The 21,000-nt window shown below is 42.3% G+C and carries 18 protein-coding genes and 1 tRNA gene; 13 read left to right on the top strand and 6 right to left on the bottom strand.

Annotated elements, in window-relative coordinates; all coding sequences use genetic code 11:
- Positions 1–3 precede the first annotated feature (3 nt).
- Both mfd and spoVT read left to right on the top strand, forming a co-directional pair.
- Entirely contained in the window at positions 4–3,534 is a 3,531-nt protein-coding gene (gene mfd / locus AC25Y5_RS16920) for a transcription-repair coupling factor (RefSeq protein WP_488141325.1), read from the top strand.
- Between the two features lie 89 nt (positions 3,535–3,623).
- A complete protein-coding gene (gene spoVT / locus AC25Y5_RS16915; RefSeq protein ID WP_482103214.1) occupies positions 3,624–4,160 on the top strand; it encodes a stage V sporulation protein T in 537 nt (178 codons plus the stop codon).
- 322 nt (positions 4,161–4,482) lie between these two features.
- On the opposite strand, the gene AC25Y5_RS16910 is transcribed toward spoVT, so the two are convergent.
- Genes AC25Y5_RS16910 through garR form a run of 4 tightly spaced genes read right to left on the bottom strand, consistent with a single transcriptional unit; the run spans position 4,483 to position 9,077 of the window.
- Positions 4,483–5,805, bottom strand: coding sequence for a gluconate:H+ symporter (locus AC25Y5_RS16910; protein WP_488141324.1), 1,323 nt, complete (start codon positions 5,803–5,805; stop codon positions 4,483–4,485).
- A gap of 52 nt (positions 5,806–5,857) precedes the next feature.
- Entirely contained in the window at positions 5,858–6,697 is an 840-nt protein-coding gene (locus tag AC25Y5_RS16905) for a class II fructose-bisphosphate aldolase (protein ID WP_488141323.1), read from the bottom strand.
- Positions 6,698–6,734: 37 nt separating this feature from the next.
- Positions 6,735–8,180 (bottom strand): four-carbon acid sugar kinase family protein, encoded by a 1,446-nt coding sequence (locus AC25Y5_RS16900; RefSeq protein WP_488141322.1) that lies wholly within the window; start codon positions 8,178–8,180, stop codon positions 6,735–6,737.
- 3 nt (positions 8,181–8,183) lie between these two features.
- On the bottom strand, positions 8,184–9,077 hold the full coding sequence (gene garR, locus AC25Y5_RS16895) for a 2-hydroxy-3-oxopropionate reductase (RefSeq protein ID WP_488141321.1): 894 nt from the start codon (positions 9,075–9,077) through the stop codon (positions 8,184–8,186).
- A 242-nt stretch (positions 9,078–9,319) separates the two neighbouring features.
- Between garR and AC25Y5_RS16890 the strand changes: the two genes are divergently transcribed.
- Positions 9,320–9,961 carry a GntR family transcriptional regulator gene (locus tag AC25Y5_RS16890; protein ID WP_488141320.1) on the top strand — a complete coding sequence of 214 codons (642 nt, stop codon included), beginning with the start codon at positions 9,320–9,322 and terminating at the stop codon, positions 9,959–9,961.
- 172 nt (positions 9,962–10,133) lie between these two features.
- On the opposite strand, the gene AC25Y5_RS16885 is transcribed toward AC25Y5_RS16890, so the two are convergent.
- Positions 10,134–10,307 (bottom strand): Spo0E family sporulation regulatory protein-aspartic acid phosphatase, encoded by a 174-nt coding sequence (locus tag AC25Y5_RS16885; RefSeq protein ID WP_488141319.1) that lies wholly within the window; start codon positions 10,305–10,307, stop codon positions 10,134–10,136.
- A gap of 219 nt (positions 10,308–10,526) precedes the next feature.
- Here AC25Y5_RS16885 and AC25Y5_RS16880 point away from each other — a divergent pair, with 219 nt between their 5' ends.
- The 7 genes from AC25Y5_RS16880 (at position 10,527) to AC25Y5_RS16850 (ending at position 15,744) form a co-directional block, all read left to right on the top strand.
- Positions 10,527–12,119 (top strand): putative polysaccharide biosynthesis protein, encoded by a 1,593-nt coding sequence (locus tag AC25Y5_RS16880; protein ID WP_488141318.1) that lies wholly within the window; start codon positions 10,527–10,529, stop codon positions 12,117–12,119.
- Between the two features lies 1 nt (position 12,120).
- Entirely contained in the window at positions 12,121–13,590 is a 1,470-nt protein-coding gene (yabN, locus tag AC25Y5_RS16875; protein WP_488141317.1) for a bifunctional methyltransferase/pyrophosphohydrolase YabN, read from the top strand.
- Positions 13,577–13,867, top strand: a complete 291-nt coding sequence (locus AC25Y5_RS16870) for an RNA-binding S4 domain-containing protein (protein WP_482106318.1) — start codon at positions 13,577–13,579, stop codon at positions 13,865–13,867. The genes yabN and AC25Y5_RS16870 overlap by 14 nt, the downstream gene beginning before the upstream one ends.
- A gap of 88 nt (positions 13,868–13,955) precedes the next feature.
- Positions 13,956–14,252, top strand: a complete 297-nt coding sequence (gene yabP / locus AC25Y5_RS16865; protein ID WP_149582686.1) for a sporulation protein YabP — start codon at positions 13,956–13,958, stop codon at positions 14,250–14,252.
- Positions 14,249–14,716, top strand: a complete 468-nt coding sequence (yabQ, locus tag AC25Y5_RS16860) for a spore cortex biosynthesis protein YabQ (RefSeq protein ID WP_488141316.1) — start codon at positions 14,249–14,251, stop codon at positions 14,714–14,716. Before yabP ends, yabQ begins: the two co-directional genes overlap by 4 nt.
- A 54-nt stretch (positions 14,717–14,770) precedes the next feature.
- A complete protein-coding gene (locus AC25Y5_RS16855; RefSeq protein ID WP_488141315.1) occupies positions 14,771–15,190 on the top strand; it encodes an FtsB family cell division protein in 420 nt (139 codons plus the stop codon).
- Between the two features lie 128 nt (positions 15,191–15,318).
- Entirely contained in the window at positions 15,319–15,744 is a 426-nt protein-coding gene (locus tag AC25Y5_RS16850) for a S1 domain-containing RNA-binding protein (protein ID WP_179393599.1), read from the top strand.
- Between the two features lie 380 nt (positions 15,745–16,124).
- On the opposite strand, the gene AC25Y5_RS16845 is transcribed toward AC25Y5_RS16850, so the two are convergent.
- A tRNA-Met gene (locus AC25Y5_RS16845) sits at positions 16,125–16,198 on the bottom strand.
- Between the two features lie 216 nt (positions 16,199–16,414).
- Here AC25Y5_RS16845 and AC25Y5_RS16840 point away from each other — a divergent pair.
- The 3 genes from AC25Y5_RS16840 to hpt all read left to right on the top strand — a co-directional run bounded on the left by AC25Y5_RS16840 (position 16,415) and on the right by hpt (position 20,906).
- A complete protein-coding gene (locus AC25Y5_RS16840) occupies positions 16,415–18,829 on the top strand; it encodes a SpoIIE family protein phosphatase (protein ID WP_488141314.1) in 2,415 nt (804 codons plus the stop codon).
- Between the two features lie 101 nt (positions 18,830–18,930).
- Positions 18,931–20,334 carry a tRNA lysidine(34) synthetase TilS gene (gene tilS / locus AC25Y5_RS16835; protein ID WP_488141313.1) on the top strand — a complete coding sequence of 468 codons (1,404 nt, stop codon included), beginning with the start codon at positions 18,931–18,933 and terminating at the stop codon, positions 20,332–20,334.
- Between the two features lie 29 nt (positions 20,335–20,363).
- Positions 20,364–20,906 carry a hypoxanthine phosphoribosyltransferase gene (hpt, locus tag AC25Y5_RS16830; RefSeq protein ID WP_482103201.1) on the top strand — a complete coding sequence of 181 codons (543 nt, stop codon included), beginning with the start codon at positions 20,364–20,366 and terminating at the stop codon, positions 20,904–20,906.
- Positions 20,907–21,000 lie beyond the last annotated feature (94 nt).

Below are 21,000 nucleotides of genomic sequence, written 5' to 3'. Positions count from 1 at the left end.
GTATTGGAAACGCTGATGAATTTAATTTCACAAGAGAAAGAGATTAACGAACTAGTGAAAGAGTTGGAGGCGGGAAATGACCGCCAGCTTATCGCTGGTTTCTCAGGCGGAGCGAAGTCGATCCTTTTCAAGGTGCTCCATCAAGCAATGGATGAGCCCGTTCTAATCGTTTCCCCCAACTTGTTGCAAGCGCAACGTACATACGAAGACCTTGTAAAGACGTTGGGTGATTCACTCGTACACCTTTATCCCGCAGAGGAGCTAATTGCTGCGGATTTTTCTGTTTCAAGTTACGAGCTAAGGGCACAGCGCATCGATACAATCGATCATATGGCTCGTGTCGGAAAAGGAATTTACATCGCCCCCATTGCAGGCATGAAAAAACGATTGCCAGAGAAAGAACGATGGTTGGCTAGCTCCTTGTCGGCGAAATTAGGAGAAGAACTGAATATTTCTGAATGGCTTGTTAGACTTGTGTCAATGGGGTATACAAGACAGCCAATGGTTACCGCGCCAGGTGAATTTGCGTTACGGGGGGGAATACTCGATCTCTTCCCGTTAACTATGGAAGAGCCAGTTCGAATAGAGTTATTCGATACGGACATAGACTCGATCCGTACATTTTCAGCAGAAGACCAACGTTCAACTGGGAAGTTGGAAGCTGTGTTAATCCTCCCAGCCTCTGAATTTGTCTGGATGAAAGAAGATCTTACAGCAATCGCCGATGAACTTGAAAAAGCACTTGGGGTTAGCTTGAAGAAGATGAAAGATGCAGAGGCAAAAGAGCGTTTAATGATTAATATAACAAATGATATTCAATTGATGAGAGAAGGGTCAATGCCTGAAAACATGTTGAAATATGCATCATTTTCGGGTTCCACAACCTCGCTCGAGAGTTATTTCCCGAGTAATGGAATCGTTTTGTTCGATGAGATTGGACGTATTCTTGAAGTTGTAGGGTCACTTGAAACAGAAGAAAAGGAATGGATGGTTGCTCTTCTTGAAGAAGGGAAAATTGTTCATGATGCAACATTGTCAATTTCATTTGAGGAAATGAATGCGTTGCTAAAACAAAGGAAAATGTATTTCTCCTTATTCATCCGTACCGTGCCGGGAATCGTCGTGAAGAGGACTGTTACATTTTCTTGTAAACCCATGCAACAGTTTCATGGTCAAATGAATTTATTGAAAAGTGAAATAGAACGTTGGCATCAAGGAGAGTTTAATGTATTCATTGTTGCAGACGGGGAAGAACGGATGCGAAAAGTCCAATCGATTCTTCAAGATTATGATGTGTCGTCTTCCTTTTCAGGAAAAACATCGAAATCAGGTGGAGTACAGGTTATAGACGGTGATTTGTCTGCGGGGTTCGAGCTTCCATTCCAACGAGTTGCAGTTGTGACGGATTCTGAATTATTCAAAGGGAAATCTAAACGAAAAGCACGACCACATAAATTGACAAATGCCGAACGCATCAAAAGTTACTCGGAGATCAAACCTGGCGACCACATCGTTCATGTGCATCACGGTATTGGAAAATACTATGGTGTTGTAACACTTGAAGTAAGTGGAATTCATAAAGATTACCTCGACATCCGATACCGTGGGGAAGATAAGCTGTTTGTTCCTGCAGACCAAATTGATCTGATTCAGAAGTATGTAGCCTCCGGCGAAAAAGAACCAAAACTCCATAAATTGGGCGGAGCGGACTGGAAGAAAACAAAAAGTAAAGTTACGGCTGCTGTTCAAGATATCGCTGACGACTTGATAAAGCTCTATGCAAAACGGGAATCTGAAAAGGGACATGCTTTTGCGGAGGACGACGATATGCAAATGGCTTTTGAAAATGCATTCCCGTATGACGAAACGGATGACCAACTCAGATCTATCGCGGAAGTGAAGCTAGACATGGAAAGAGAACGGCCTATGGATCGTCTGCTATGCGGAGATGTAGGTTATGGTAAAACGGAAGTTGCAATCCGTGCGGCATTCAAAGCTGTATCCGACGGCAAACAAGTCGCATTTCTTGTTCCCACTACGATTCTGGCACAACAGCATTACGAGACAATGAAAGAGCGCTTTTCTGGTTTCCCAGTTGAAGTTTCCCTTTTAAATCGTTTCAGAACAAAAAAAGAACAAACAGAGACATTAAAAAAATTGAAGGCCGGTACAATTGATGTGGTTGTAGGTACGCATCGTTTATTATCCAAAGACATCGTCTATCATGATCTTGGATTACTGGTTGTCGACGAAGAACAGCGCTTTGGTGTAACGCACAAAGAAAAACTAAAACAGTTGAAAACGCACGTCGATGTCCTGACACTAACGGCAACGCCAATTCCACGGACACTCCATATGTCGATGCTTGGTGTTCGTGACTTGTCCGTCATTGAAACACCTCCTGCAAACCGTTTCCCGGTCCAGACCTATGTCATGGAACAAAACTTTGCACTCGTTCGTGAGGCAATTGAAAGGGAAATGAGCCGCGGCGGTCAAGTATTCTACTTATACAATCGAGTCGAAGACATGGAACGGAAAGTGGATGAAATAAAACAGTTAGTGCCAGAAGCAAGAGTAGGTTTCGCCAATGGACAGATGGGGGAGTCTGCACTTGAGTCGGTTATATTAAGTTTCCTTGAAGGGGAATACGATGTCCTAGTGACAACTACAATCATTGAAACAGGTATCGATATTCCAAATGTAAATACACTTATTGTCCAGGATGCAGACCGAATGGGCTTGTCTCAACTTTATCAACTTCGCGGACGTGTGGGGCGGTCAAATCGTGTAGCGTACGGTTATTTCCTATATCAGCGTGACAAGGTGCTAACAGAAGTCGCAGAAAACCGTCTACAAGCGATTAAGGAGTTTACAGAACTCGGATCTGGCTTCAAAATCGCTATGCGCGATTTATCCATTCGCGGTGCAGGCAATCTGCTAGGTTCCCAACAACACGGGTTCATCGACTCGGTCGGGTTCGATCTTTACTCTCAATTGCTTCAAGAAGCTGTCGAGGAGAAGCAGACAGGTATTATAAAAGCGGATATTCCTGATTTGGAAATAGCATTGCCGCTAAATGCATATATTCCTGACGACTATGTGCGAGATGGATTCCAGAAGATCCAAATGTATAAAATGGTGAAAGCAATCGAAAGTGAAGCGGACTATATTGAACTTGTTGACGAAATGACAGACCGGTTCGGCGATATTCCGCTTGAAGCTGACTTATTGCTCCGTGTAGGCCGTTTAAAAGCCTGGGGCCGTATTGCGGGGGTCGAATCAATTAAAAAGCAACAATCCCTTATTGAAGTTCGTATTTCATCGGAAGGAACAGCACGGACAGACGGCGCAAAACTTGTATCCGATTCCATGCCTTTTGGGCGCGCTGTTGGGTTTACGATGGAAAATGGTCAACTCATCATGACAGTAGATGAGCGCCATACGGGAAAACAGACTGGATTCGACGTTTTAGAAGCAATAATGAGAATTCTTGAGTCATCTACAAAGGAAACGATTGTTGCTGATTCCTTCTAAAGGACATGTTGCATATTTTGTCCATTATTGATGCATACTACAAATGAAATGAAGTCTTTGTTTAATTTGTAGAAAGTGAGGCATCATACATGAAGGCAACAGGAATCGTTCGCAGAATTGATGATCTTGGAAGGGTAGTTATTCCTAAAGAGATCCGAAGAACATTGAGGATTCGTGAAGGGGATCCACTTGAGATTTTTACCGACCGTGATGGTGAAGTGATTTTAAAGAAATATTCACCGATATCGGAACTCGGGCAATTCGCAAAAGAGTATGCGGAAACCCTTTACGAAACACTTGGAACTCCAGCACTGATTAGTGACCGTGATGAAATGATTGCCGTCTCCGGGTTATCTAAAAAAGATTATTTGAATCGCCAATTGTCCCCTGATATCGACGAAATCATGAATGGTCGTAAAGTCGTCACGGAAAAACTTGAAAAAGCCATCGAATGGGTTCCGGGACAAGTCGAACAAGTTAAATCTTATTGTATCGCACCAATTGTAGCTGCTGGGGATACAATCGGAGCTGTCTATTTACTGTCGAAGGTGCATTTTATAGGAGAAACCGAACTGAAGGCAGCGGAAACAGCTGCTCATTTTTTAGCAAAACAGATGGAACCGTAAAAACAGCCCACCAAAACCGGATAACACTGGTTTTAGTGGGCTGCTTATATTTACGTGGTGGGCAATAGAACATAAAATGACAGGTTAACGAGACAGCTATTCCGACAAAGGCTGCATTATATGTTTTTTTGTTATCCCCCAGTTTCAGCTGTTGCGATTGCAGGGCAGTTTGACTTCGATGGCTTGTGGCACCCCATATCGCACGCCATATTTACTTTAACTTCTGAGGGAAATGAAAAGAAAGCTGTATACATGAACATAAGAAAACAAAAAAAGGTGTCTTCTTACTTCCGTTTATCGGGAGAAGAAGACACTTTTATTATTATGAGATAAGCATATTAAGGACTAAGACACCAGCTAATCCAACTATCGAGAGAATCGTCACCATGACCGACCAAGTTGCAATCGTTTTACCGATTGAAAGATTAAAGTACTCTTTATAAATCCAGAACCCTGCATCATTTACGTGGGAGAACGTAATACTACCTGCACCAGCAGCCAATACCATCAGTTCTGGGCTGACACCCGTCATTGCAACTAGAGGTGCTGCAATACCGGCAGCCGTCATACCGGCAACAGTAGCTGAACCGACCGCTACGCGTAAAATAGCAGCAATTAACCAAGTGAGAAGTAACGGAGATAGAGTCGAGCCTGCCATGATATCTGCAATATATTGGTCGATGTGACTGTCAATAAGCACTTGTTTGAAGGCGCCACCAGCCGCAATGATCAGTAGAATCATTGCAATTCCGCTTACAGCCTCCGAAGTCGATTGCATAACCTCTTTCATTTTTCTACCGCGGTTCAGGCCAAACGTAAAGAAGGCGAGAATCACGGAAAGTAACAAAGCAATATTGGGATTGCCGATAAAATCAAAGAACGGCATTATTGCTGATTCTGGAATAGTGATTTCTACAATTACTTGAGAAGCGATTAAAATGACCGGCATTAAGGATGTCAAAATACTAGTTGCAAACCCGGGCATTTCTACCTCTGTAAATTCTTTCGGGTTAAATAATCCCTTCGGAATATCCACTTCTAAATATTCTTTTTTGAACAACTTCGTGAATAATGGTCCACCAATAATAATGGCAGGAATCGCAATTATAATTCCATATAATAATGTTTTCCCTATATTAGCTTCAAATACACTAGCAATCGCTGTCGGTCCCGGGTGAGGGGGAACAAAGCCGTGCATCGTAATAAGTGCTGCAATTACTGGCATCCCAACATATAATATCGGTACTCCGGCTGCAGTAGCGATCGTAAACACTAAAGGAATTAAGACGACAACCCCTGTTTCGAAGAACAGGGCAATCCCGACGACGGAAGCTGTCAAAACAGCAGCTAGTTGAACTCTCTTTTTCCCGAAGGATTTAATAAGGGTTGTCGCAATTCGCTGTGCGCCGCCTGAATCTGTCATCAATTTCCCAAGAATTGCTCCAAAAATGATAATCATCGTCAGACTTCCAAGTGTTCCACCTAAACCCCCTTGTACGGATGCGATTGCATCAATCGGTGACATTCCTTCTAATATCCCGACTACTAGTGCAACAAGAATTAAAGAGATAAAAGCATTTAACTTAAAAACAATCATTAATAGAAGTAATAGGGCAACTCCTATACAGACAGATACTATCGGCATGATATCACTCTTTTCGTTATATAGTAAGATGTAAATCGAAGAACGAATTATGTTATTGTTTATTTGCAAACAATCGAACGAATTTCGTCATCACGGGTTCAATGGCTTGTTGCATTTCTGCCATAACAGTGGAAAGGTGGACCATTTCTTTGTGTTCGAAACAGGTTTGTAAATAGGAAACGGCAGCCATGGAAACCTCCGTATTAACATTCACTTTGCATATTCCAAATTGTACAGCTTGTCTAATGATGGACGCTGGAGTTCCTGACCCCCCATGTAGCACAAGAGGAACGTCAACAGCCTGTTGTATACTTTCTAAAAGCAACAAATCTATCTTCGGCTCACCTTTATACATACCGTGGACAGTGCCGATAGCGGCTGCCAAAAAGTCTACGCCTGTTGCGTCAACAAAGTCTTTTGCAGACTGCGGATCAGTCAATGTGCCATCTCCTTCTTCTTCATCGGAGAATTCACCTTTCGCTAAGGAACCAATCTCAGCTTCAACAGACACGCCTGCCATATGGGCAATTTCTGTAATCTCTTTTGTACGGCGAATGTTTTCTTCCAATTCAAAGGTAGACCCGTCAAACATAACAGATGTAAATCCACAACGGATGGCTCGAATGATTGATTCCTTTTCATATGCATGATCAAGATGAAGTGCAATAGGAACGGGGGATTTTTCAGCCATTGCTTTTACAAAGGCTGAAAACCCTTCAACATCCACAGTAGGGAAATAACGTTCTCCTAGTGCAATAATGACCGGTTGATTTTCCTGTTCGGCAACTCGCACCGCTGCCTGGGCAGTTTCTAAATTGTATACATTAAAAGCTGCAACAGCATACCTGTTTTGCTGTGCATGCTGTAATATCGTTTTCGTATTTACTAACATGTGAAATGCCCCCTTATCTTACTTGATGAACAATTGACTAGTTATTTAAAATTTCTACTGTTTCTTTTAAGGTTGTTACAGCTCCTACATTACCTGGGAAGATAACGTATGCGATTCCTGGAAATTTACTTTCCTCTCCAGTAAACCATACCGGAATTCCCGGTTTTATTTGACCGGCTACTGTTGCTCTTTTTACTTCAAGGCCTTTTGTTCCAATATCGCTGGACGTGATGCCACCTTTTGCAACAATATAATTTGGTCGTACGTTCAGACGTTGCACGATACTTGTGACTGCATCCGATATTTTTACGGATAGTTTCAATTCTTCTTCTTTTTTGCCCTCACCGAGATCCAATCGTTCGCGCCTCGTATACACCGTAACTGTTTTGCCGGAGCGAACTAATTTTTCGGTTGTTTCTATCACCCGATTTATTTCTTCTTGGAACTTGGTAGGTTGCAACACAAGATGGGAATTAAATTCAATAAACTCGATAAAATCACTTGTTTTCAATTCATCTAATTGCTCAGTTGTCTTTTTAACATGAGATCCAACAAGGATTAAACCACCATGGCCTGTTTCTTCCCGAATCAATTCTTCTCTTGTCAAAAGTGCTTTATCGCTCACTCCGCCAATCACTTTAGTAAGGGCAGCCGCACTTCTAAACGTGAATTGTTTCCCGGATTTCATAGCTTTGATAAGAGCAATAACAAAAACTTCTACATCTACGTAATCGACTGCATTCACAACTACTTTATTGAAATCATTAACTTGTAGTAATTGGTTCTTAATGGTTTCAATATCAATCGCCCTTAAGCTTTCAAGAGAGATATATGTAGAATTCACAGCTTTGAATTCACCGTTTGTTTTTTCCTCAACCCATTCGCCTAAATGAGACTTGGAATAACCGAACGTCCTGTCCTTCGCAAATTCCGTCTCTCCTGCAGGCACTAGATAGTCTTCATATTGCACATAGTGGATATTGTCGACTGTGTAGCGGCCGCCTTCTTTGAAGAACGGCAAAATTACTTCCCCGTCATAGCGGATGTCCATAGCTGATTCAATTGTATTTTTCAATACTTCTGTCTCAAGAGGATAATGCCCTCTTAAAGTGGAATCTCCGCGGCTAATGATAATAAAGTCCTTGTTCTGTTTCTTCGCCGCCTCTACGACGTTTGCAGCAATTTCTGTATGTGCTTTTTCCGTTTCAGCAGCAGTGAATCCTCTGGAATTTGTCAATATGAAAAACATAGCATTTTCTTCTACAAAACCTTGTTCCAAACTTTCCACAGACCAATCCGTATAGACGGAAATACCATGAACCGTTTGAACACCTGTTGGATCATCATCCAGTACGATGATCTTTTTATTCAAATCAACTAATTCGTTTGCAAGCATACCTTTCACGGCTTGTGAATCGACCGCTTGGATATTCTCTAAAACATCTTGAACTAATCTCTTTTCATTACTCCCAATTGTGGTCATTGATTAAACTCTCCCAACTGTAATGTTTGCCATTTTTTCATAGTATTGAACAATTCCGCCATGGTCATCCGCCGCTTTACCATCCACTTTTAATGCGTGGAAAATCTCCAGTAATTGGCTAGATAACGGCATTGGAACTCCAATACTATGCGCTGTTTCCATTACGTTTGTCATATCTTTCAAGTTAATGTCAATTCTTCCGCCTGCCACGAAGTTTCGATCAAGAATTAATGGAACTTTCGCATCTAGGACGGCACTTCCTGCTAATCCACCTCTAATTGCTTGGTACATTTTTTCTACATCGATGCCTGCTTTTGCAGCTAATACCAATGCTTCGGACATAGCAGCAATATTTAAGTTTACGATTACTTGGTTGGCTAACTTCGCGGTTGCTCCGCTTCCATTACCACCAACCAATGTTATTTCAGAACCCATTGCGAATAAAACATCCTTCACTTGTTCAAAAACTTGTTCTTTCCCACCAACCATAATCGCTAACGTGCCGTCGATTGCTTTTGGTTCACCACCGCTAACAGGTGCATCCAACATTTCTACGCCTTGTTTTTCCGAGATTGCTGCAATTTCTTTTGAAACAACAGGGGAAATCGAACTCATATCAATAATAACAGCGCCTTTTTTCGCGCCGCTAAGGACACCGTTTTCACCCAATACTACTTGTTGTACATGATGTGAAGCGGGCAGCATTGTAATAATAACATCACTATTTTCGCCGATACCTTTTGCAGAATCCGCTGCTTTTGCCCCAGCATCTATCAGTGTTTGTACCGTCTCTTTATTCAAATCATTCACCATGACATCGTACCCTTTAGCTAATAAGTTCGATGCCATAGGTTTCCCCATGATACCTAAACCGATGAAACCAATTTTTTTTGACATGACAATTCCTCCTATTTATCTTAGTGTTTCTTACTTTATGATGTAAAATACTCTCAATTAATTGGAATTGTAACCGTTTACAACAACCCTAACGACTATATTGTATACCTTTTTTAAAATTTTGTACACATTTTAACTAGTTTTGTATACGAAAATGAAGCCGTAACATTTTAGGCTTTCTTTCTCTATCTACTTTTGATAAGTTAATGGTAATTAGTTTGAAGGAAATTGGAGTGAAAGAAATGACCCGAAACGATAAAAGCCCTCGCTCTGCTTACCATCAAGCATATGAAGTGATTCGTGACAGAATCCTAAACGGAGATATACCAGGCGGCACCAAAATTGTAGAAGAAAAATTAGCAACAGAATTAGGATTTAGCCGTACACCTATTAGAGACTCTTTAAGACAATTGGGTCATGAAGGACTGATCGTCAATAAAAGAGTTGTACAGCCCACAGAAAAAGATTTACGCAACTTGTTTCAAGTACGAATTCTTCTCGAAGGTTTCTCTGCGAAGTCAGCTGCTACCTATTTGCCGGAAGAAGAATTAAACGCGCTTTCCAATTGCGTTACAATAGGAAGAGAAGGTACAGTTGAAGAGATAATGGATGCCAATGAGCGCTTTCACGAAATTATTGTTCAAGCCAGTGGTAACGCTCTAATGATAGATACAATAGATCGCATGAAGTCCATAATTTATCTTTTTCGCAAGACCGTGGTGCTTTACAATCGTCCGCGATTAATAGACGAGCATGAGGAAATTTATGAAGCGATCAAAGAAAGAGATGGCGAGACAGCAAAACAGCTAATGGAAGCTCATCTAAAGGAGGATTTAGATTTTTGCCTCCATATATTAAGGAGTTCAAGTCATAATCACATATGAAAACCAAACGGCCCCCACTTTTCTAAGAAGTGGGGGCCGTTTGGTTTTGAAATAGGGTTTAATTCATCGCCGTTATCTATGAAAGAATCATTGAGTATTCGGTAATGCTGAATGGATGTTAGGATTTGCTCTGAAAGGTTTAACGCTTGTTGATGAAATATGTCATTTTTTTTCATTGTATAGATCGGATTCCTTGATATCTATTCAGCAATATATCCAGCTCTTGACTGTGTTCGACGACAATTGGATGACTCAAACCAAAGTCTTTTGCTTTCATATACATAATTTCCCTTTTTGATTTTATGAGAACCGATAGAATACGTTTTTTAGGAATTGTTTTTATCATTCTAGTCCCTCCGATTTATTTATATCATCATTCTTATTTTTTAATACATTTAAAGTAAGATATTCACAAACTTCATACCTATGTCTTTCCCATACAGTTGAACCATTAAACCTATTCTGAAAATTCAATTTGGATATTTGTAATACTACCTTGAAAATCTTTAAATTATTCATTCATGGTATAATGAATCTACTATGTACGACAGAAAGAGGCACGAAAATGGCGCAACAATGGGATATGAAAACGTTCATGAAAGGCGCGTCGATTCTGACGATTTCTGCGATTATTGTGAAATTACTTGGTGCGGTCTACCGAATTCCGTTCCAAAATCTTGTCGGCGACAAAGGGTTCTATATTTATCAACAAGTATATCCTTTTATCGGTATTTTTATCGTTTGGACGTCTTATGGCTTTGCGGTAGCTGTATCGAAATTACTTGCGGGAAGTACAAGCCGCGGTGAAGCAAAAGCGATGATGCGTGTGGCATTTACATATCTACTTTTATTATCAATAACCTTTTTTGTTCTATTAACTGTTTTTGCACCATTTTTCGCGCACTCCATGGGAGATCCCGCACTTGCTCCACTTCTGCGGGCAGGCGCGTATATCGTTCTGCTTATGCCGGCGTTAGCGGTGTTGAAGGGGTCATTTCAATCGGAGGGACAGATGGTGCCAGTTGCCGTTTCCGGTGTTGGTGAGCAGGCTTTCCGTGTAACGGTTATCCTCATTGGGACATGGATTGCGATGCGGACAGGTGCATCGCTGTATACAGCGGGTGAAGTGGCGATGTGGGGTGCAGTTATCGGAGAAAGTGCGGGCGTTGTAATTCTCGCACTCTATTTTCGTAATTCATTCAAAGGCCCGCTGGAAAGAGTCGATACATGGCGAGTGGTAAAAGAATTAACGGTTGTCAGTTTGGGGGTCAGCGCAAGTTCACTCATTCTCCTGATGTTTCAACTGGTCGATTCATTTACGATCTATAATATCCTCATGTCTAATGGTCTTGCAGAAGATACGGCGATGGTAATGAAAGGTGTCTACGACCGTGGACAACCGCTTGTGCAAATGGGGATTCTAATCGCTTCGACATTAGCGCTTGCGATTGTTCCACTAATCGCTCATCATTCGGCAAAAAAAGCGGGACAAGGGGCATTGCCATTTATCCGATTAACGTTCCGAACAGCATTCCTATTCGGATGGGCCGCCGCCGCGGGGCTTGCGCTAGTTTTACCCTATGTGAATGAAATGCTGTTTGAAACACGTGATGGTACCGCAGCACTCGTGATTTTTTCGTTTCAAATTTTTTGGTTATCTCTTATTTTACCGCTAACGGCGATGCTACAAGGTGCAGGGAAAGTGAAAGTACCGACGCTTCTACTTATTGGTGGACTGGTTATAAAAGTTTTTGCAAATCAACTGCTTGTCCCCGGATGGGATGTCATTGGCGCGGCAATTGCAGGAAATATTGGTTTCGCGGCGATTACGTTTGGACTATTACTTTATTTCAAAAAGGTTTGGCCGATCCGCCTTGCACAAATCCGTTTTTACGGATGGGTGATAGCGGCGACTGTCCTTATGATTGCAGTTGTCCTGCCATGGATGCTTATTGCAGACGGGTTTATATTCGACAAGTTTCCAAGTAGGATAGGTGCGACAATTATCGCGCTAACTTCTGTCGCTGCAGGTGCAAGTGTTTTCCTTTTCGTTGTTATGAAATCACGTATAATGGCAGAGAAGGAATGGTTTCTGCTGCCATTTGGCAAGCGTTTTGCTACATTGCAATTACGACTTAATAAAAGAAAAGGTGAATAACATGCATCGGTTAACAATTATTGGTCTCGGTGCGGGTGACCTTGATCAATTGGCGCTCGGGACATACCGAAAGTTAAAAGAAGCAAACCGCGTCGTAGCGCGTACGGATCAGCATCCTGCTGTCGCTGAATTAAGGGCAGAAGGACTTGTTCTGACAAGCTTCGATGAAATTTATGAAAAACACGACTCGTTCGAGCAAGTATATGATGAAATCGTAGATCAGCTGCTTGCAATGTGTGAGGAACAGCCAGTTACCTATGTTGTTCCGGGACATCCGCTCGTGGCCGAACGAACAGTTCAGCTATTAGTCGAGAAAGAGCGCGAAGGTATCGTTCAGCTTGAAATTGCGGGCGGCAACAGTTTTCTTGACCCGATTTTCGCAGCGCTGCGCATTGATCCAATTGAAGGATTTCAATTGCTTGATGGTACGGATATAAAACGCGATGATGTCCATATGACGCAGCATGTGCTGATTGGACAAGTGTACGATGCATTCGTGGCGTCTGAAGTGAAATTATCGTTGATGGAGAAATACGCTTATGATCACCCGGTGACGATTGTGACGGCGGCCGGTTCGACAGGCGAGAAAATTAGCACAGTCCCTCTATTTGAACTGGACCGAGTGACTGAAATTGATAATTTAACGACCATATATGTACCGCCTGTCTTCGAACGGGAAGCGCGGTTGAAAGACTGGACGACGTTTAGAGAAATCATTGCTGCACTGCGCGCTCCTGATGGTTGCCCATGGGACCGTGAACAGACGCATGCATCATTGAAACGGTACTTAATCGAAGAAGCACATGAACTGCTTGAAGCAATCGATAACGAAGATGACGAAGCAATCATTGAAGAACTTGGTGATGTATTACTTCAAGTGTTCCTTCATGCTCAAGTTGGGGAAGATGACGGTTACTTTGCGATGGAGGATATACTTCAATCGGTCAGTTCGAAAATGATCCGGCGACACCCGCATGTTTTTGGTGATAAGAGTGTGAAGGATTCTGAAGAGGTCCTGCAAAATTGGCAAGAAATTAAGCAACAAGAAAAACCGCAGCTGGCATCGCTTTTGGCAGGGCAGAACCGACCTTCTTCTTCACTACTGACGTCATTTAATTACCAGAAAGAAGCGGCAAAGGTTGGGTTTGATTGGCCTACGATTGACGGCGCTTTTGAAAAATTTGAAGAGGAATGGATGGAGTTCCGTAAAGAATTGGAGAGCGGAACAAAATACAGTCAAATGGACGAACTGGGTGATGTCCTGTTTACCATCGTCAACATTTCTCGTTTCCTCAAATTGTCTCCTGAAGAAGCAATGATCCACGCGAATCAAAAGTTCAATAGACGGTTTTCATTCGTCGAAAAAGGTGTAAAAGATGGACGTGGTGAATTTGCGGACTATACACTTGACGAACTCGAAGCATTTTGGCAATTAGCAAAAGAGGGGGAAGATAATCATGAGACTCGATAAATTTTTGAAAGTATCTCGCCTCATCAAAAGAAGGACGCTTGCAAAGCAAGTAGCCGATCAAGGCCGTATAACGATTAATGAAAAGGTTGCGAAGGCATCGTCTGTCGTGAAAGAAAGCGACGAACTGGCAATCCGTTTTGGTCAGAAAGTAGTAACGGTTAAAATCAATTTGCTGAAAGATACGACTAAAAAAGATGATGCAGCCTCAATGTACACGATTTTGAAAGAGGAGAAACTTGAAAAGGTGGAACCGGAGTTCATGGATGACGAAGATTGAACGGCATGACAGGGAATATTCCTGTCATGTTTTTTTATGGTCCGGCATAAGATGGCAATGAACGTACAAGCAAAGGGGGAAGCATATAATGCAATTTCAAACTGATAGTCCTACGTACGCAATTCCATCAGGAGACCATGTCGTTACGATGCGCAACAGAAAGCGGATGGATCTCACATCGGTAAAATCGATTGACCGCTTCGATCAGGAAGAGTTTCTCGTTCGTACATCTCAAGGATTGTTGCAAATCCGCGGAGAGGAACTGCGCATCGTCCACCTAGATGTCGATAAAGGACTTCTTACATTGGAGGGAACGGTCAGCACGATTCAATATGATGAAGAAGAATCAGGCTCAAAAGGTTTCCTCCATAAATTGTTTGGATGAGTTTATCCGTTCAATTTCTTAGCCTGCTCGCTATGATTGGGACGGGCATTGTCGCCGGGGCATTCATGGACATGATTGGAACAGGCACCACACACGCCGGTAAGAAATCAATTATTCGAAAGCGCGCGGCCTGGATTGAAGTGTTTGGATGGATACTTGTCGGATGCGGAACGTTTTATATTCTTTATCTTGTCAGGGATGGAGCATGGCGGATGTATGACCCCTTTGCTCAGATAAGCGGGCTGCTTCTTTATGCAAGTATCTTCTATAAGCCATTCCGATTTTTTGGTAGATTAATACTGGCATTACTAATAAAGCCGCTTTGGTTTCTTGCGCGTCTGATTATTACGGTTATTCGACATATCATCCGTTTCATTATAAAAGTCTTTGTAATGCTTTTCACACCAATTGTTAAACTATACCACTTCATTTCTGGAAAACTCTTTAAAGTGAGCGTGAAATGATGTATAATTTGTGGACTAACAACTTGTAAGGTGTGAAGAGAGGAAGTGTGGGACATGCAACAAAAGCAGCCGAAGAAATCGTCCGAAAGGATTGCATCGATTCAAACTGAATATGTCCGCTCCCTAAAAAAGAAAGAAGATAGGAAGAATGCGCGGAAGGTTCGTCTATACAGGAGACTAGCGGTTTTTGCTATCATTTCAGCAATTATCCTTGGTGGTCTAACGAATATGTTTTTCACTCAGAAGAAAGCTTTGGCAGAGAAAGAACTACAAAAAGAAGAAATGCTGACGCAGCTTGAAGAGGTAAATGAAGAGCAGGACATGCTGAAAAGACAACTAGTGAAATTGAATGATGATGACTATATTGCTAAGCTTGCGCGCAAAGAATACTTCTTGTCCGAAAAGAATGAGATTATTTTCGCAATACCGGAAAATGAGAAAAAAAAGGAAAAAAAAGATGAAGGAAAAGAGTAGTCTTATTGACACTCTTTTTTTATTGGCTATAATGGAAGTACGGTTCTTGCATTTGCAGGACTGATTAATATGGTTGCAAGGCTTCCAGCGCGGGGCCCGCTTAAATTTTAAGGAGGAGCATTTTTTTTATGTCAATTGAAGTAGGCAGCAAGCTAGAGGGTAAAGTAACAGGGATCACAAACTTCGGGGCATTTGTCGAGCTACCGAATGGCTCTACAGGCCTGGTCCATATAAGTGAAGTAGCGGACAATTATGTCAAGGACATCAATGATCATTTTAAAGTCGGTGACATGGTTGAAGTAAAAGTGATGAATGTCGGTGCAGATGGTAAAATCGGGTTGTCGATTAGAAAAGCGAAGCCTGAATCTGAGCAGCGTCCAGAACGTCCTCAGCGTCCGCAACGTCCGCGTCAAGGTGGTCGACCTGCTCCTGATCGTCCGGAGAACTTTGAACAAAAGATGGCAAAGTTCATGAAAGATAGCGAGGAGCGCCTCTCAACACTTAAGAGAGCGACAGAGTCGAAACGCGGTGGCCGTGGCGCAAGCAGAGGGTAACTTGCTAGCTGTTTCAATTCATGAAAAAATGTACGATAGTATAAAGAAAAACGGTGGCCAAGGGTTATTACTCTTGACCGCCGTTTTTTTGGATTTTAAGATGTACGATCTAAGAGATTGTCATAATTCTACCTAGGATAATTGCGGTAGTCTGACAAATTGTCATAGCTCGTCAATAATAGCTCCTCTTCTTGTTTGTCCTAAAAATAAAAGAGCAGTCCCAGCGTCGTTAGCAAACGACACTGGAACTGCTCTTTTACAACCTATCGTCTAGCAAGTTTAAATCATTTGCAGTGCGACACGATATAGCGAACTTAGACTGTTTTTTTAATCGTATGATGATTTTCGCATATAAACGACCATTTTTTGTAACTCATTTATGGCGGCAGAGGGGATCGAACCCCCGACCTCACGGGTATGAACCGTACGCTCTAGCCAGCTGAGCTACGCCGCCTTAACCTTATCTGCAAAAGAACTTGTTTCTGCTCATAAGAACAACAATATTTATAATACAATCGAACCGCGCCAGTGTCAACCTACTTCGAAGGGAAAAAGAAAAAACAGTTCGGAATGAGTCGAAACATTTTATTTTCTTCTTGTCATGAACAGACAATTTCCTGGCAAACGCCTATGTATACTCAAGGCATAGTAGACATAGGGGGAATGGGAAATGAAACTAATAGATAACGTAATGCGTCCTGTGGGCCATCCGATTGGCATGTATCTCGAAATGATTGGGAAACGAAAAATGCATATTTTAGTTGCAAGCCTATTCTTATTTGGATCCTTTTTCTTGGCACAAGCTGTTTTGTTCGACGCGGCTGTTCCTTTTTTCTTGCCGGTTTGGGCATTGGCACGGGCGCGCTTTAGGAAGCATCTGATATGGGTATTTATCGGCGGGATGCTAGGAAGTGCTTTTCTAGGTCTTGGACAAGCTGTCATCCATCTACTGATGCTTGCTTTGTTCAACGCAGTCATTAAGTATCCATTGTTACGAAGATCGGTACCTTTCACGGTAGCCGGATGCATCATCATCGTACAGGTGATATGGCAGTTTGTTATGCATGCCGGACAACCCCCAGTCAATGTTCAACTATATATAGGTTTTGAAGCAGTTCTTGCTTTATTTATGACGTTTTTCCTTTTTGTTGCTTTCCCGCCTGCTGATCGAATCTTTTTTGGAAAGTGGACACCTGAACGGCTTGGGGCGGCTTGCCTTATCGGAGCGATGGCTACAACTGGTATGAGTGGGATAATGTTGGGATCTGTATCGGTTTCAGGAACACTAATCCATCTAGCAATCTTACTAGCAGCACTAGTGGGGGGACTTCCATTTTCAACAACAGTCGCGATGATAATCGCTGCAATCGTTGGGATAGCAGAATTGTCGTTTACCGGAATGATGGCGGTCTATGGGATGACGGGCTTTTTTGCAGGTGCATTACGACGCTTTAAAAAAATGGGTATTGCAGTGGGGGGGATTGCGGTATCACTATTCTTCCTTATGTATGATCTGACGTTGCCTCTTGATAAATCTCATTTTGTGACAATCGGCGTAGCTACTGTTCTTTTTTTGTTTTTCCCAACAAAAAAACTTGAGACAATTCGGCGTGTATTTCATCCGGAAAACACGGATGTGACTGAAAAGCGACAGAAATGGCTAGCGGAAAGACTAGATGAACAGTTATCTGACTTCCAACAGTTCTCCGAATTCATGTCGGCACTCGTTAGCGACCGGTTTTCTCCGCAGAGTAATTCGAATATGGTGCCTCAACAAGTCATACCGAAAATCTGTCAGTCTTGTTTTAGGTACTCAAAGTGTTGGGATAGTGGAGACAATGATATGGGAGGACTGATTAATGAATGGGAAGTGACCTATTCCATGACGAAAAAAGCGAAGCGGCACCGCGTGGAAGAAAAAATAAAATACAAGTGTATTCGTTTTAACGGACTTGTGGCGGAACTTGAAGAAACGGCAGCTTCAAGTTTATTGACAGGGCAACTTCAACACGGACGGAAAATGCTGGCTCTCCAGTTACGGGATATGAGTACTCATCTCGATAAAATAATGAATGAAGTTAAAGAGGATTTATCTGTTTATAAACCAGCTGAAGAAGAGTTAGCAAAACGTCTTCTAGAAAAAGACATCGAATTCTTTCAGATTGATATGTTGTCAGGAGAAAGGGGAGCACGTCGCATCATCTGTTGTATCCCGGAGAAAAGATCCGACTTCGAAACAGATACTACGGTGGCAGAAAGGTTAATCCTACCTGTTCTAGAAGAAATGTATGACGAGCCTTTCCGGGTTGCAAAATCTCTCGTACTGCAAGAACCATTTCCGCATATTCAACTGACGTTCGGCTCTGCAGTTCGCTTTTCACTGGATTATGGCGTTGTCGCGACGGCAGGTGGTGAAACATTCCGTGCAGGTGACGCCTATGAAGTGTTCCCAATACATGAAGGACTTACTGCAGTCCTGTTGTCGGATGGGATGGGACAGGACTTGAATGCCTATCATGAGAGTCGAAAAGTAATTCGCCTGATGCGGGAGTGTCTTGATAGGAAAATGGATCCTGAAACGGCCATGCATACACTTCACTATATGATGTCCCTGAACGGACTTGATGATATGTATGCAACACTAGACCTCGCTCTTATTGATTTGCAGGATGGTCGTATTTGGTCTTGGAAAGCCGGGTCGATGAGTACGTATATTAAACGGGGGGAGGACTTTTTAAGGTTGGACAGCAAATCTGTGCCCGTTGGTTTTCTCCCATCCTTTTCTATTGAGGCGAAGAATGAAGAGTTAAAGTCGGGTGATATTATACTAATGTTAACGGACGGCATTTTTAACGGTGATATTCCAATTGAAAAACAAGAGGAGTCGCTGTATAACAGTCTTGAAAAATACGGAGGTTTCGAATGCGACAAAATCGCCGATCGAGTTATGCATGAGATGGAGCGGAAGTTTGGCGTAATGGGTGACGACCGTACAGTGTTAGTCATGAAAATCGATCATGTATTGCCAAAGTGGTCAAGTTTTACTCCGTACTCACAAATTATTTCCCGGGAAAAGGCGATTTGAAGAATCTTTAAGGGAGTGAGGGGACCCTAAATTGAAGCCCCTTTAGAAGTTTTATGATAAAATTTGATTAAGAGTAAGTCACTATAGGAGGAAGTCGGGCAATGGATACATTGGGACAGAAAATTTTTCGTTTCGTCAAGGATTGGTTGCTAATTTCCCCGAATGACCGTATTCTTGTCGCTTGTTCAGGGGGGGTCGATTCAGTGGCGCTACTACACTTCATGGTCTCCAATCAGGAACGAATGGGTATTGAAATCGCCGCAATTCACGTAGATCATAAATTGCGTGGAGAAGAATCGGAGGCAGACGGTACCTTTGTGAAAGAATTATGTGAATCATACGGAGTACCGTTTTTTGGTGGAAGTGTTCCGGTGCCTGAAATTATAGAGAGAGACGGCGGGAATGTGCAAGCTGTCTGCCGAGAGGGAAGATATGCTTTTTTTGCAGATATTATGCAAAAACATGGTTATCCTGTCTTGGCAACAGCGCACCATGCAGAAGACCAGTTGGAAACGGTATTGATGCAAGTGACAAAAGGTAGTATGCCTTCAGGTATCCCCGTTAAACGTGCAGTTGATGGGGGTCAACTTATTCGACCATTCCTTCCTGTCATGAAAGCGGATCTCTATTCATACGCTGCTGAAAACAACTTACAGTTCCGTGAAGACCCGAGTAATGAAAGTGACGCCTACCAGCGTAACCGTTTCCGTCACCGAATCATCCCCTTCCTTCAAGAGGAAAACCCGGCAGTTGCGGAAAATGCAGTGAGAATGTCAGGTTGGCTTCAGCAAGATGAAGAGTTGCTTGAAATAATGGCGAAAGACCGTTTGGATGGAATTATTAAATTCACAGAAGCGGGCTTGCCAAGCGTCGATGGAAATGCTTTCTCTAACATGCATCAAGCTTTACAAAGACGGATGATTACACTACTATTGAAGTATGTTTACAATGGGGAATTTGTGCCCGTAAAATATAATTTCGCGCTCATTAACCAACTACTGCACCATCTGGCTTCACAGAATGGGAATGTCTCCATTGACCTTCCGCGCGGTTACCGATTCATTCGTGAGTATGGGGTGTTGACGTTCGTTCGAGACACAGCAAACGAGGAAATCTCTGGGCAAAAACGATTGCCGAAAGATAGTTGGATCAGTTGGGGAAATGACGTACAGCTTTATTGGACTGATGTGGATAATCCCGCAGCACAATTATTCACGGATGCAGATGATATCATGTATTTTGATCTGCCTCATTCTGCATTGCCTCTGGGAATTAGGAACAGAGAAGATGGGGATCGGATTTTGTTACCCGGAATGTCACATCCGAAACGCTTATCCAGGTTGTTTATCGATTCGAAGGTTGCTATGACTTCGCGCAACCAATTGCCGGTACTCATTACAGCACAAGGTGAAGTGTGTGCGGTTCCAGGCTTAAGATATGGAGTGGCATTTTCGAGAAAACAAACAGATCGTAGTAAATACATAGTTAGTACAAGGAAGTTATAATTGATATGTATGAAAGAGGGGGAATTTCGATGTTGGCAAAAGATATCGAGGAAATACTGATTACAGAAGATGAAATCCAAGGGAAAATCCGTGAGCTTGGTGAAGTACTTACTGAAGAGTACCAAGATAAGTTCGTTCTTGCAATTGGCGTTTTAAAAGGCGGCTTGCCTTTCATGAGTGATCTTATTAAGCGCATTGATGCTTATATTGAACTCGATTTTATGGATGTCTCCAGTTACGGCAATGCAACAGTTTCGTCTGGTGAAGTTAAAATTGTTAAGGATTTGAATACAAGTGTCGAAGGGCGCGATGTACTTATCATTGAAGACATTATCGACAGTGGGAAGACGTTAAGCTACCTCGTCGAATTGATGAAATACCGCAAAGCAAATTCTATTAAAATTGTTACACTTCTTGATAAACCGACTGGCCGAAAAGTAGATTTAAAAGCGGATTACGTTGGTTTCATCGTACCGGATGCGTTTGTAGTCGGGTACGGACTTGATTATATGGAGAAATACAGAAACTTACCTTACATTGGTGTGCTGAAAAAGGAAATCTACTCATTTTAAGAGAGTGGTAAGTATTTCTTAAATGAGTTTGCGAAAAAAACATTTTGCTAAGGCATTTCCTTTGTAGGTGAATCATACCTATGATAAGATTTAC

This window comes from Sporosarcina sp. Y1011 (genome assembly GCF_057669885.1).
Note: the sequence above shows the minus strand (reverse complement) of the source record. Positions and strands in the feature narration are given on the sequence as shown.